We start from the raw sequence: 13436 nt of genomic DNA on the forward strand, positions 1-13436 counted from the left end.
CTAACACGACCCTATTTGCATAAATATAATTGTAGAGAGGAGCAGATAATTATGAAACATCAAGATACTGCAAAGCATAATTTAGACCTTCCTACTGCCCGTAAAATACGAAGGGCATGCAATAAAGAAATTTACAGGACGGTCAAGCGCTTAAAGACTTGGATTCCTCCTGAAAAAATAGAAGAGGCTGAACAATTGTACTACAAAAAAGTGCTGATTAATTCTAAATTTATATTAGAAAATGGAGATAATCGTAAAATACTTGCTGATTGGTTTGATGAAAATGTTTGTGCAGATTTTTCTGCCTTATGGGGAATTGAGGAAAAAAAAATAAGTGATGCTTTTCGAAATGCTTTTGTTAGGAAGAAATAATAGCGTTCCGAAACTATTGATAAAAATGAATCTAGACAAACAAAAATACCATCTTTTTAACGATAAAAAGATGGTATTTTCAAAATCCTTCTTTTACTTCTTCTCAATAATAGTAAGGTGGTGGGTAGGGATACGGGTATGGCTGTGGGTAAGGATAAGGGTATGGTACTGGGACAGGTCTTGGATATGGATATGGTCTCGGTCTAGGATACGGATAATATGGATATGGCCTTGGTCTGGGTCTCGGTCTTGGACGAGGCCTTGGACGAGGTCTAGGTGGCTGTTGGCGAATTTGGACAGCTGGTCTGAAATACAAATGATTATGCAAAGTTACTCCCTCCTCTTACTTCAATTTCTATATCAAAATATGCCTATGATAGACGTTTTGCCTCCTGCAAACGCCCAATTTTATTTATACACAACCTATAAAATTCAAGAAAAGCTCAAGGACAGCTGAAAAAAATAACTTTACTTATATGCAATAAAAAAACTATTGGAGTCTTTCAAAGATGCAAAAAAAGCAAGACAATATTTGATTCAACAAATAAAGCCTTACTAATGATGTTATAACTAATCTTAAGTATCAATAAATAGAAGTGGGATAACCATATCCATAAACAGAGAAACCTGGGTCATTTGGTCGTCTTCTTGCATAAGCGATGACTGGCACATCATGAGTGTCATGATCCATCTTCATACTAATCTCAAGTTTAAGTTTAGGTCTACGTTTAAATTTCACCCCTCCATATGTGCGTGGTTTTAAACGAGGCATAGGTTTTATAAGCTGACGATAACTTTGTTGATGGTTCATTTCATGTATCAATCATATTTCCTCCCATACAACATATTTTCATAATAAAGTATGCCTAACCTTCATGATTTGCGCCTATCTTTTAAAATAAAATGAAAAACACCCGGATTTAGGTATTCAACCTAAATTCGGATGTTTGATGTTTTAATTTATTTTAAATTATTCAACAACAGGAACGATAATTTCTTGATCTGGGAAGATTAAGTTCGGATCATCAAGCTGATTCAATTCTTGAAGTTCCTGCCATGTTGTATTGTATTTTACTGCTATTTTAGATAAATAGTCACCAGACACTACAATGTAAATACCTGTTGCAGTTTCTGTTGTTTCTTCAGTTTCTGTTGTTTCTTCAACTTCAGTCACTTCATTGATCACTGTTACACGACCATCTACAACAGGGCTAACTGTTCCTTTTTCTTGAATATATTGAATAAGTACTTCATCAAGAGCCGGGTATTCATTTTTAATTGCTATGTCTGCAAACATCGTGTATTCGTCTCCACCAGCAGCTAAGAAGTCATTTGTAGCTAAGACATATGTTTTTTCTAGGTCAATTGGCTCTCCATTAATTTGGATAGAAACCGCTCTTTCCCCAGCTGGTTTAGAAGCATCAATCGTATACGTAATACCAGCTACATGTGGGAATGCTCCTTTTGCTTCTGGATAGGAATCAATTCCGTTTTCTAATGCTGCTTTGATCACTGAACCTGTTACTTCTTTTGTTACGATGTAATTTCCAAAAGGAAGCACATTAATCACTTCACCTTTTGTAATTTCACCTACATCAATAGAAGCTCTGATTCCGCCTCCGTTTGTAAGAGCAACATCTGCACCTGTTTCGTTAATCATTGCTTCAGTAATTAAGTTTCCTAAATTTGTTTCACCTGCACGAACCTGTTCTCTTTCTCCATCAAGCACTACACTTGTTGAACCTACAACTTCATCCAAAATCGTTTGTTGAGCTGCAGCGATTGCATCAATAACGGCTTGTACATCTGCATCTGGTTCAACATCAGCTGCATCTTCTTTTGTAATTAATTTTCCTTCTTTGTTAGTTAACACACCATCTTCAAAAGTAAGTTCTACTACACCTAAGTTTTTAGTATACTCACCAGAGCTTACTATTAAAGTGCCGCTTTCACCAACGTTATCTGTAGTGTGACTGTGTCCATCTACAATTAAATCAATGCCAGAAGCACCTTGAGCTACTTTAATACTTGTATCTGTACTTGAAGCATCTGTTCCTAAATGTGATAACGCAATAATTACGTCAACTTCAAGCTCTTGTAACTCAGCCACCATTTTTTGAGCAGCTTCAACAGGATCTGTGAACTTAAGTCCTTCTACATTATCCGGGTGTGTTTTATAGTGAGTTTCTGGAGTTGATAACCCAAAAATACCCAATTTAATACCATCTATCTCTTGAACCATATACGGAGGAAGTAGCAATTCCCCTGTTTCTTCTACAATTACATTCGCACTTAAAACTGGAAAAGATGTCATTTCTTCCAACTCTAGCAATCTCTCATAACCATAGTTGAAATCATGGTTTCCTGCAGCCATTCCGTCATAACCTACTGCATTTAATACTTCTGCAATACTTTCCCCTTGTTCTAGCGTTGCAAAAGTTGTACCGTGGAATGTATCTCCTGCATCTAGTAAAAGCACATTCGCATTTTCTTCTTCGTGTTGTTTTACTAGAGTAGATAATTTAGCAAAACCCATTCCATCATACTTACCTTCATTAACTCTTGCATGTGAATCGTTTGTATGTAGGATGGTAATCTTTTGAACTCCTTCTTCAGAAGTCCCTTCTTTTTCTACCACTTCTTGCTCTTCACCTTCAACAGTGCCATCTTCAGTAGTTGTCTCTGTTCCTTCAGTATCAGTTGCTGCATCCCCTTCTGCAAATACAACACTAAAACTTGAGAAAATTAGAAAACAACTTAAAGCTAGAATTAAAAAACGCTTCATTTTTTCCCCTCCAAAATAATAAAATTGACTGCACAATAAGTGTAAACTAATATTCTAAAATTTCAACTATTTTTAACTATATTTTTATAATTTTTAACTTTGATAAATTTTTTTTTACAATAATATGACCTTTTCTTTACTAACCTAAAGAAAATTAAAGATTTAAAATACATATAAAGGAAAATAAATTCATGTTATCGAATATAAATACATGTATGACTCATTAAATATATTAAGGGGGAGTCTTATGAATGAATACATATATTCAATATAAAAAAGCTACAAACCATATTGCAAAACCTTTTGCCTATTTGGATCTTGATCTACTGGATGACAATATCTCCCAAATTTTAAGTCACAGTTTAAATAAACAAGTTCGGATTGCAAGCAAATCCATTCGAAGTGTACCCGTTCTAAAAAGGATTATGGAAAAAAGCGAGCGCTTTCAAGGGGTGATGTGTTTTACTGCATCTGAAGCTATTTTTCTATCTGAAAATGGCTTTGATGATTTGTTAATCGGTTACCCTATTTCAAACAAAGATTATATATCCTCTATAGCCCATGAAATAAAAAAAGGAAAGCAGATTACACTGATGGTAGATTGCTTTAAACATATCAAAATCATTGAAGATGCTGTGCGGGATGAAAATATCATTATACCAGTATGTATTGACGTAGATATGTCATTAGTTTATCCCAATTTCAGATTCGGAGTCTATCGATCTCCTTTACGTTCAATACATGAAATACATCAGCTCATCTATACGATTCAGCAATCCAAACAGTTGAAACTAGATGGATTAATGGGTTATGAAGCACAAATTGCAGGTGTTGGTGATCAGGTTAAGGGAAAATTGTTGAAAAATTCAGTGGTGCAGATGCTTAAAAAACAATCGATTCAGCAAATTAAAGAGCTTAGATCAGAAATCATAGAATCCATAAAAGAATATGATCTCTCATTTCGATTTGTGAACGGTGGTGGAACAGGCAGTTTGGCAAGCACCTGCAAAGAGGAAGTGATTACTGAAGTTACTGTCGGCTCTGGTTTTTTTTCACCGCTTCTATTTGACGCATATAAAGATTTTCAATATAAACCTGCAGCAGGTTTTGCCTTAGATATTGTGAGAAAACCTGCAGAAAATATTTATACTTGTTCAGGGGGAGGTTACGTTGCTTCTGGAGCAACAGGAAAGGATAAACTGCCAGCTCCATATTTGCCTGAAAATGCAAATCTTCATTCTTTAGAAGGAGCGGGAGAAGTACAAACTCCTATTTTATATAAAGGAAATGAAAACTTGGATATTGGAGATCCTGTCTTTTTCCGCCACAGCAAAAGCGGTGAATTGTGTGAAAGGTTTAACAGCCTCTACTGCATTTCAAATGGAGAGGTCGTTGATGAATATGCAACCTATAGGGGGGAAGGAAAATGCTTTCTTTAAAAAGCAAACCAATGCAAACCTGGAAAAATTGGTCTGGTCATGTAAAAAGCTCACCTCAAAAATTGATTTATCCTCAAAATATAGAAGAAGTATCTACGCTCATTCATCATTGTATAAAACAAAAACAACGTTTGAGAGTAGTGGGTTCGGGGCATTCTTTTACCCCATTAGTACACACTAACCAACTCTTAGTTTCATTAGATGATATGCAGGGTATTGTTGAAGTAAATCAGGAAGAGCGGTGGGCTGAAGTATGGGCCGGAACAAAACTGAAATCGCTAAGTAGATTACTGCATGAACATGGAATGGCACTTGAAAATATGGGGGATATTGATCACCAATCTATTGCAGGGGCTTTAAGTACAGGAACACATGGTACAGGTGTTCATCTAGGAAATTTATCCACGCAAATAAAAGAACTGACCATCGTGTCTGGTACAGGAGAAGTAATTACGTGTTCCAACGAAAGAAATCAAAATCTATTTAAAGCAGCTTCTGTGTCCCTCGGAGCACTGGGGATCATAGTGAAAGTAAAACTGAATGTAGTCCCTGCTTACAAACTCCATTGTCGATCATACAAACAAAATTTATCAAATTGTTTAGATCAGCTCGATCATTTGAAATCGAATCGGAACTTTGAATTTTTTTATTACCCTCACACCAAAACAACTCAAATTAAAATCACAAACGAAACAAGAAAACCATCCTCGTCTAATCATCGATTACAAAAATTCAAAAATGTAGTGTTGGAGAACTATGTTTTTTGGATGTTGTCTGAAGTTAGCCGTATAGCACCTCGTTTAAGCAAAGCTATCAGTAAAATATCAGCTAGTGGTGTCCCCAATACTGAAAATATAGACTATAGCCCATTCATATATACTTCTGAAAGACTCGTTAAATTTTACGAGATGGAATATTGTGTTCCTGAAGCAAACTTAAAAAAAGTAGTTGAAAAAATGAAAAATAGTATGGATCAGCATCAATTTGCTGTTCACTTTCCGATTGAGTGCCGTTTCGTAAAAAAAGATGACATCTGGTTAAGTCCTTCCTATCAAAGGAATTCAGCTTATATTGCTGTTCATATGTATAAAGGAATGAAATATGAAGCCTATTTCAAAGAAATGGAATCTATTTTACAAAAATATAACGGCAGACCGCATTGGGGAAAAATGCATACTTTAACTCCAGAAAGCTTAAGAAAGCTGTATCCAAAGTGGGATGATTTTGGAGAGATGAGAAAACAAATGGATCCATATGGAATCTTCTTAAATGAATATTTAGAAAAGATATTTGATATTAACAATACCCGTAAAAGTGAAGGGATAGCTTAGTGAGATCCCAAGTTCTCACTTAAAGAAGCTGAAGTTTTACGGAGTGTTGATACGAGATCAAATAAAAAATATAGGGTCCCAACATCCTTACGGGACCCTAATATTCAACAAAATCAAGATTCCTCTTTCGGAAAAACTCTTGATCTTGTTATAAATCGAACACCTTCTGGACCTTCAAGTGAAAACATACCCCCTCTGCCAGGCACTACATCAATGATAAGCTGAGTATGTTTCCAATACTCATACTGTTGTCTATTCATATAAAAAGGTGTTTCTCCGATCTCTCCCATCTTAACGTCACTATCCCCTAACAAAAAATCATCTTGTGGATAACACATCGGAGAACTTCCATCACAACATCCTCCGGATTGATGAAATAGAAGTGGGCCATGTTTTTCTTTTAACTTTTGTATCAATCCTAGTGCCTCATTAGTAGCTATAACTTTATCACACATTTTTTAATAAAATCCTAACGCTTTTGGGCTATAACTAATTAGTAGATTTTTAGTTTGTTGATAATGATTTAACATCATTTTGTGTGTCTCTCTGCCAATACCGGACATTTTATATCCTCCGAATGCTGCATGTGCTGGATAAGCATGATAACAATTTGTCCACACTCGACCAGCTTGAATGTTTCTACCAAAACGGTAGGCAGTATTCATATTTCTTGTCCAAACGCCTGCACCTAATCCGTATAAAGTATTGTTTGCAATTTCCAGAGCCTCTTCCTCATCCTTAAATGTTGTAACGGAAACAACAGGACCAAAAATTTCTTCTTGGAAAATACGCATTTTATTATTCCCTTTGAAAATCGTAGGCTCAATATAATAACCATCTTTGAATTCGCTTTCAAGAACATTCCTTTTTCCACCTATCAGTCTTTCTGCACCTTCTTGACCAGCAATATCAAAATAGGCAAGGATTTTCTCCATTTGTTCAGATGAAGCTTGGGCACCGATCATCGTTTCCATATTTAGTGGATTTCCTTGTTTAATTTCTCCAACACGAGTTAAAACTCTTTCCATAAACTGATCATATATAGATTCATGAATTAAAGCACGTGATGGACAAGTACAAACCTCACCTTGATTTAAGGCAAACATAGAAAATCCTTCAATCGATTTATCCAAAAAGTCATCATCTTGATCCATCACATCTTTGAAAAATATATTTGGGGATTTCCCTCCCAATTCAAGAGTGACAGGGATAATGTTATTAGATGCGTATTGCATGATCAAACGCCCTGTTGTTGTTTCTCCTGTAAAAGCAATTTTTGCGATGCGATCACTTGATGCAAGCGGCTTTCCAGCTTCAACTCCAAAGCCATTTACAATATTCAATACGCCTGGAGGCAATAAATCTTGTATGAGCTCCGCCCATACCATAATCGATGCTGGTGTTTGCTCCGCCGGTTTAATAACAACACAATTCCCTGCAGCTAGAGCAGGTGCAAGTTTCCAAGCGGCCATCAACAATGGGAAATTCCAAGGTATAATTTGCCCTACGACACCAAGAGGTTCAGGAAAATGATAAGACACGGTGTCCTCATCAAGCTCTCCTAAACTTCCTTCCTGTGCTCGAATACATCCAGCAAAGTAGCGAAAATGATCAATAGCTAACGGTAAGTCAGCTATCGTTGTTTCACGAATAGGTTTACCATTGTCCCATGTTTCAGCTACAGCTAACGTCTCAAGGTTTTCTTCCATTCGATCTGCAATTTTGTTCAAAATTTGAGATCTTTCTGTAACTGAGGTTTTCCCCCAGTTATCTTTTGCCTTATGAGCAGCATCAAGTGCTCTATTAATATCCTCTGCATTTGAGCGAGCTACCTCACAAAATACTTGGCCTGTCACCGGACTCACATTTTCAAAGTATTCACCTTTTGCTGGAGCAGTCCACTCTCCCCCAATGAAATTATCATACCTTTTTTTAAAATGTAGTAAAGCTTCTTCTGTTCCTGGTGCAGCATAAATCATACTTATTTCCTCCTCACGAATTTATAATTGATGAGGTTTACCAAAGGTTGTCTGTCTACTCCTAATTTATTCGAGTATATGGAGTGATAGAATGCTGCGTCTTATTTTTGTCTGATGTATAAACCCCCATCCTTTCATCCAAAACTAAAGAATCATCAGACATTTGATGCGATAATTAACTTAAGATGGTGATTTTTTATGTATTCATCTATTATGAAACGTGATATAATGTTCGAATTACTTAAAAAAAGGACTCGCTGTATAATAAGTAAATAGATGAAAATTTAAAGATAAACTGAAATATTTTAGGAGCAAAAAGATGAGCGAAAAATCAAACAAAAAATTATCTCTTTTCCATATAACCTGGCCCATTTTCATTGAGTTTCTACTTTATATAATGATGGGTACTGCTGATACAATCATGCTCAGTCAGTATTCAGACAATTCGGTTGGTGCAGTTGGAATTTCAAATCAAATTCAAAACTTCATCATTCTTCTGTTTGGTATTGTTGTAACAGGTACTACGATTCTTATCTCTCAAAATCTAGGAGCAGAAAATAAAAAAGCGGCTTTTGAAATTGGAAGAACATCTATTTCTTTAAATATTGTTATTGGAATTGCACTTAGTCTAGTTTTATTCATAAGTGCACCATTTGCTTTAAAATTATTAAACACAACGCCAGAGTTAATGAGTGAGGCTAAAGCTTATTTACAAATCACCAGTGCCTTTTTGTTTATTCAAGCTCTAATCATGACAGCTTCAGGCATCATTCGAAGTCATGGATTTACCAGACAAACGATGTATGCCACGCTTGCAATGAATCTCATTAATGTTATTGGTAATTATTTATTTATCTTTGGGCCATTTGGAATTCCAGTATTAGGTGTTACTGGTGTTGCGATATCTACTGTTGTCAGCCGAGCCATTGGTCTCTCCATCCTATTTATCTTTTTAATTCGAAAAGTAAAACAGCCTATCCACTTCCGACATCTATTTTATTTTCCAAAAGAACATGTTAAAAAGCTTTTAAAAATAGGAGTACCAGCTGCAGGTGAAGGTTTGTTTTATAATACACAGCAGCTTACCATTGTAGCCTTTATAGGGTTGCTTGGAACAATGTTCATTAATACTCGTATATATGTATTTAATCTTATCTTTTACATCCTATTATTTTCACTTGCTATTGGACAAGGAACACAAATTATCGTTGGGCGACATATCGGAGCAGGAGAAAATGAAAAAGCTTATAAACAGGTTATGCGCAGCTTAAAAATAGGAATGTTCATAAGTTTGATGATTGCAGCTATTTTTTATATTGTTGGTGAACCATTGTTGAGTCGTTTTACTGATAATGCTGAGATTATAAGCTTAGGACTCGGTTTATTATTATTGACTATTATTCTTGAACCTGGAAGAGCGTTAAACCTTGTCATCAACAACTCATTAAGAGCTGCTGGAGATGTTAAGTTTCCTGTTTATATGGGGGCTATATTCATGTGGGGGGTTAGTGTTCCAACTGCTTATATTTTAGGTGTTCATTTCGGATTTGGACTTTATGGGATTTGGATCGGATATATTTTAGATGAATGGCTGAGAGGTTTGGCCATGCTGTGGAGATGGCGTTCCCGCGTTTGGGAAAAGATGGCTTTGGTTAAAACAAAAAAACAAACAGAGACATAGAATATACAAATCACCAGAAAACACTTGGATAGAAGTTGACCACTTAGATTTACCATAATTTTAATAAAGTAGCACTCTTATTTAGTTGACAGTGCTACTTTATTAAAAATGAGAATGACTATAATTTCTTATTCATGAATAGAAATGACGTAAAGAAATGAAAAAATATTCTTTATAATCATTTTATTACTAAGAAACACATGCTGAATTAGATACATTAAGACAAGCTCTTTTAAATCAAGTTAAATCACTGTTTGATTTAGTTGATAAATTTAGTGAAAGTTAGTTTATAGTTTATAAAAATAAGGACCTAAACCCCACTCTTGTTCATGTGTTTGTACGTAAGTCCATGTAAAGTTTTCATCAACTATATATAGATCTTGTTCGCCTTTAAAATCCTCTGCTTTAATTTTTTCGGCATTTTCAAGCTTCAATGGAAACCCGGTAATATGATTTTGATTCTGATAAAAAACATAGCATTTATTCTTCTTTTCATTGTCAAAAGCTTTGATCGCATTTTCTTTTTCTTCATGTGGTAGTAATTCATAGCTGAAAACATGCCATAAATATTGATATAAATAGATTTCATCTTTTTTGTTTTTACTAATACAGCTAGTAAACTTTTCTTCCCATTGTCTCTTCAATTTTTCTGCTGAATCAAGGTAATTTACAATAACACCTTTACTCTTCATTTCATCTTTAAAATCATATCTATTTTTTACAGCTTCAGCTATAAACAATAGTTCAAAAACACCTTCATAGGGTAACTTCTCAACAATTGTATTTAATCGTTCTCTATATGTATTCACACATCCACCTACTATTGAGTTTTTTATTTTAGTTCTATTCGACTTCTCACTTCTAACTTTTTTTATATCATAATTATACACAAATCGTTGCTCTTGTGGTTTAAACACATTATTGGGGATTGAGGGCAAGCTGACAAATGGCTATAACTTTGTTTCGAATACAAACTATGTTTTAATAAAATTAGAATCAATCATCAACATTTGAGGTGAACTAAGAATGGATAAAATATTTTACGGAACAAATCAAAATCAATTTGGGGAACTACTTCTTCCTGAAGGTGAAGGGCCTCATCCTGTTGCCATCGTCATTCATGGTGGATTCTGGCGAAAACGAGTCACGCTTGAGAGGATGAGACCGGCTGCTCAGGACTTAACAGCAAGCGGGTTCGCAACATGGAACATTGAATACCGTCGCACTGGTCAGGAAGGTGGAGGTTGGCCAGGTACATTAATTGATGCTGCGAACGCGAGTGACTACATACGTACCCTTTCAGAGTCTTATCCGCTCGACCTGAATAAGGTTGTCACAATTGGTCATTCCGCTGGTGGTCATCTCGCGACCTGGATTGCTGCACGTCATCGTATTGCAAGGGATAGCGAGCTTTTCATCGAAGACCCTATCTCTATTCTTGGTACTGTTAGCCTTGCTGGAGTGAACGACCTTGAAATGATGCATGGTGTTCATCATTATCGTGATCAGGTGCTATCTCGTGAACCAGATAATCCAACAGCTGAATTAATAGGGGGTTCGCCAGAGGAATATCCAAAGCGCTACAAACATGCTTCTCCTGTTGAACTTCTTCCAATCGGTGTCCACCAGACACTAGTTCATGGTGCACTTGATATCCACGTGCCGATCGGAATTAGTGATCACTATCATCGTGAAGCAGAAAGGGCAGGAGATAGTGTAAAATATGTTAATCTACCTACTGCAGAACATCTCATGTTAACAAATACTACCTCTTCCGCCTGGCAAACAGTCAAGGAAGAGATTCAGTTACTAGTCAACAATTAAGAATTGGACATACCATAAATAATAAAATCCTTCCCTAACCTCCTTGATCATCCTCCTTTCATGAATAGAACAGGGAATGTCAAATACAAATAGAGCACCTCATCAGATATAACAAAACCACAACTCTGACATAGACCTGTCAGAGTTGTTCATTTTTATTTGATATTTTTTCATCTAAGTTGTTCACTAAACCCGCCAGATTATAGAATAATGTTATTCATTTTTTTGATGCTCGAATAACCAAAACTAGTATATAGAGTATGAAAGAAAGCATGGAGAATAGGACCCGAATTGAGTTAGCTTGATTCCAATCATCACGGGTTTGTTCCCAATCTTTAGGCAATGCTTGTGGATTCCAACTTTCAGTTTCGTAGTTCAGTGGTAAATTCACTTGAGCGGTAAAAATAATGATTCCAAAAATGTAAATAATTCCTGCTGAAACAATCAACCAAAAAGATATTGTTTTATAGTACTTTATATTGGCTAACACTGCGATGACTGATGCCACCCCACCTCCAAAGAAAAAGATGAAGAACATAAAATGGCGAACATTTTCATTAAACAAAGATTGTACTGTAGCATATATTTCACCACTCACTTCTAGCATTGCCAAATTCACATTTATTGTGTAAGTATAGAAAAAGCCTGCCATAATGCCGATGATCAACAATGCGATAGCCAAAGTACCATTTTCATAATAGCTTGTTTTCATAACCATCTCTCCAATCTATTCAAATTTGATTAGTTTTGTTCATTATATTCAAGTTTGAATAGATTGTCAAAAGCTCATTATTTAAGATTCAATTAAAGCTCACTTTTGTACAGGTATAATAAGGTCAATATTTCTAACTGCATCTTGAATCCATTCTTTCTCAGCTTGGAATAAATGTTTCTCATGCTTAATAAAAAAAGCATCATAGTGAAATCGATGGTTTTCCGAGTCTAGTGAATTTAAGTGTTCTGCCATAGACCCAAGTTTTTCATCAATGATTTTAATTGCCATTTTTGCGTATTCTTTAATTTCATTTTTTGTACGTCTTTCATTAAATTTTAGTGCTAATTTAAATCCGTAAAAGTCAGGAAACAAACCCAAAAATGCCTTTTCCTGCAACAAATCAAATCGATTTTTTCCCTTTTCTGTTACTGTATAAATTGTTTTCTCTGGGTATTTCCCTGCTTGCTTTTTTTCCACTTCATGGATATATCCATCTTTGTGTAACTGCTTAATTGCATGATAAATTGAACCTATTTTGACATCTAACCACTGATCTACTTTTTTAAGATCATACATTTGTTTAATATCATACCCACTTCCTTGTCCTAACTGTTCCAAAATACCTAATACAATAAACTGTGGTTTATTCATAATTATTACTCCTTCTGCTACTAATAGTGAACTACTCAAATTTAAATAATGAATGTGCATTTAATATACTATCCCATCTCATATCAGTCAACTTATCTTCTATTATAATCTTTTGAGTTATTTTAAATAAAACAATGCTGCCTACACATATCATTTATAAACATTCTCTTCAAAGAATAATCCTGCTTCTTTCAAGTCTGATGTTTGAAATATAGTCTCTTCAGAGTCCACAAAAATAAAATAAGGAGTTTTTTCAATATTCTCCCCATATAATTCGTTGAAATCTTCCCGGTTCTTTAAAATTAATGTGGACATTTTATGTGGAGTAGAAGGATTTAGGAAGTCAGGCAATTCACTTTGAGATTCTGAACCTTTATCCTGTATATAAAAAACTGTATAGAATCCCTTATCAGGTAAGTCGAATTTATCTGGGAAAGAAATCGTATAAATATTGGAGCAGTAAGTACCTAATACAGCAAGAACAATAATAAGTAAATAGATTTGATTAGTTTTCACTAGAATGCCACCTTCCTTCATAACATTTATACCCTTATACTATAAAAGTACAAACTTCAAATTTCAATTTAAAATATAGCTTTATTCCACAATATTGCCCCATTTCATAAAGAAAGACGCTTTTCTTAGTGAAAAGCGCCAGA

General features: G+C 35.1%; 14 protein-coding genes. 5 read left to right on the forward strand and 9 right to left on the reverse strand.

The window, feature by feature from the left end; translation table 11 throughout:
* Positions 1-51 precede the first annotated feature (51 nt).
* A complete protein-coding gene (locus tag Q5Y73_RS23255; protein WP_305994320.1) occupies positions 52-372 on the forward strand; it encodes a dehydrogenase in 321 nt (106 codons plus the stop codon).
* Positions 373-475: 103 nt separating this feature from the next.
* Here Q5Y73_RS23255 and Q5Y73_RS23260 read toward each other — a convergent pair whose 3' ends face one another.
* The 3 genes from Q5Y73_RS23260 to Q5Y73_RS23270 all read right to left on the reverse strand — a co-directional run bounded on the left by Q5Y73_RS23260 (position 476) and on the right by Q5Y73_RS23270 (position 3157).
* Positions 476-700: a hypothetical protein gene (locus Q5Y73_RS23260; RefSeq protein ID WP_305994321.1), complete on the reverse strand. Its 225-nt coding sequence runs from the start codon at positions 698-700 to the stop codon at positions 476-478.
* 255 nt (positions 701-955) lie between these two features.
* On the reverse strand, positions 956-1195 hold the full coding sequence (locus Q5Y73_RS23265; protein ID WP_305994322.1) for a hypothetical protein: 240 nt from the start codon (positions 1193-1195) through the stop codon (positions 956-958).
* Between the two features lie 147 nt (positions 1196-1342).
* Positions 1343-3157 carry a 5'-nucleotidase C-terminal domain-containing protein gene (locus tag Q5Y73_RS23270; RefSeq protein ID WP_305994323.1) on the reverse strand — a complete coding sequence of 605 codons (1815 nt, stop codon included), beginning with the start codon at positions 3155-3157 and terminating at the stop codon, positions 1343-1345.
* A 251-nt stretch (positions 3158-3408) separates the two neighbouring features.
* Between Q5Y73_RS23270 and Q5Y73_RS23275 the strand changes: the two genes are divergently transcribed.
* Positions 3409-4596, forward strand: coding sequence for an amino acid deaminase/aldolase (locus Q5Y73_RS23275; protein WP_305994324.1), 1188 nt, complete (start codon positions 3409-3411; stop codon positions 4594-4596).
* Entirely contained in the window at positions 4584-5927 is a 1344-nt protein-coding gene (locus tag Q5Y73_RS23280) for a D-arabinono-1,4-lactone oxidase (protein WP_305994325.1), read from the forward strand. Before Q5Y73_RS23275 ends, Q5Y73_RS23280 begins: the two co-directional genes overlap by 13 nt.
* Positions 5928-6040: 113 nt before the next feature.
* On the opposite strand, the gene Q5Y73_RS23285 is transcribed toward Q5Y73_RS23280, so the two are convergent.
* Positions 6041-6382, reverse strand: a complete 342-nt coding sequence (locus Q5Y73_RS23285) for a DUF779 domain-containing protein (RefSeq protein ID WP_305994326.1) — start codon at positions 6380-6382, stop codon at positions 6041-6043.
* Between the two features lie 3 nt (positions 6383-6385).
* A complete protein-coding gene (gene adh / locus Q5Y73_RS23290; RefSeq protein WP_305994327.1) occupies positions 6386-7906 on the reverse strand; it encodes an aldehyde dehydrogenase in 1521 nt (506 codons plus the stop codon).
* Positions 7907-8225: 319 nt separating this feature from the next.
* Between adh and Q5Y73_RS23295 the strand changes: the two genes are divergently transcribed.
* A complete protein-coding gene (locus Q5Y73_RS23295; protein ID WP_305994328.1) occupies positions 8226-9587 on the forward strand; it encodes an MATE family efflux transporter in 1362 nt (453 codons plus the stop codon).
* A 287-nt stretch (positions 9588-9874) separates the two neighbouring features.
* Here the strand turns inward: Q5Y73_RS23295 and Q5Y73_RS23300 are convergent, their stop codons facing one another.
* Complete coding sequence (locus Q5Y73_RS23300; RefSeq protein WP_305994329.1) at positions 9875-10396, reverse strand: DUF4275 family protein; 522 nt, start codon at positions 10394-10396, stop codon at positions 9875-9877.
* Positions 10397-10613: 217 nt separating this feature from the next.
* Here Q5Y73_RS23300 and Q5Y73_RS23305 point away from each other — a divergent pair, with 217 nt between their 5' ends.
* Positions 10614-11411, forward strand: coding sequence for an alpha/beta hydrolase family protein (locus Q5Y73_RS23305; RefSeq protein ID WP_305994330.1), 798 nt, complete (start codon positions 10614-10616; stop codon positions 11409-11411).
* A 217-nt stretch (positions 11412-11628) separates the two neighbouring features.
* Here the strand turns inward: Q5Y73_RS23305 and Q5Y73_RS23310 are convergent, their stop codons facing one another.
* The 3 genes from Q5Y73_RS23310 to Q5Y73_RS23320 form a co-directional block, all read right to left on the reverse strand.
* The gene (locus Q5Y73_RS23310) at positions 11629-12123 is read right to left on the reverse strand and encodes an anthrone oxygenase family protein (protein ID WP_305994331.1); all 495 of its coding nucleotides are present in this window, start codon (positions 12121-12123) and stop codon (positions 11629-11631) included.
* Positions 12124-12222: 99 nt separating this feature from the next.
* A complete protein-coding gene (locus Q5Y73_RS23315) occupies positions 12223-12777 on the reverse strand; it encodes a PadR family transcriptional regulator (protein WP_305994332.1) in 555 nt (184 codons plus the stop codon).
* A gap of 150 nt (positions 12778-12927) precedes the next feature.
* A complete protein-coding gene (locus Q5Y73_RS23320) occupies positions 12928-13293 on the reverse strand; it encodes a hypothetical protein (RefSeq protein WP_305994333.1) in 366 nt (121 codons plus the stop codon).
* Between the last annotated feature and the right edge of the window lie 143 nt (positions 13294-13436).

This window comes from Chengkuizengella axinellae, assembly GCF_030730905.1.
Lineage (GTDB): Bacteria > Bacillota > Bacilli > Paenibacillales > KCTC-33759 > Chengkuizengella > Chengkuizengella axinellae.

Coding starts and splice junctions, on each gene's coding strand:
- Q5Y73_RS23285 (WP_305994326.1), bottom strand. CDS start 6,382: ATGTGTGATAAAGTTATAGCTACTAATGAGGCACTAGGATTGATACAA.
- Q5Y73_RS23310 (WP_305994331.1), bottom strand. CDS start 12,123: ATGAAAACAAGCTATTATGAAAATGGTACTTTGGCTATCGCATTGTTG.
- Q5Y73_RS23315 (WP_305994332.1), bottom strand. CDS start 12,777: ATGAATAAACCACAGTTTATTGTATTAGGTATTTTGGAACAGTTAGGA.
- adh (WP_305994327.1), bottom strand. CDS start 7,906: ATGATTTATGCTGCACCAGGAACAGAAGAAGCTTTACTACATTTTAAA.
- Q5Y73_RS23270 (WP_305994323.1), bottom strand. CDS start 3,157: ATGAAGCGTTTTTTAATTCTAGCTTTAAGTTGTTTTCTAATTTTCTCA.
- Q5Y73_RS23280 (WP_305994325.1), top strand. CDS start 4,584: ATGCTTTCTTTAAAAAGCAAACCAATGCAAACCTGGAAAAATTGGTCT.
- Q5Y73_RS23305 (WP_305994330.1), top strand. CDS start 10,614: ATGGATAAAATATTTTACGGAACAAATCAAAATCAATTTGGGGAACTA.
- Q5Y73_RS23255 (WP_305994320.1), top strand. CDS start 52: ATGAAACATCAAGATACTGCAAAGCATAATTTAGACCTTCCTACTGCC.
- Q5Y73_RS23295 (WP_305994328.1), top strand. CDS start 8,226: ATGAGCGAAAAATCAAACAAAAAATTATCTCTTTTCCATATAACCTGG.
- Q5Y73_RS23275 (WP_305994324.1), top strand. CDS start 3,409: ATGAATACATATATTCAATATAAAAAAGCTACAAACCATATTGCAAAA.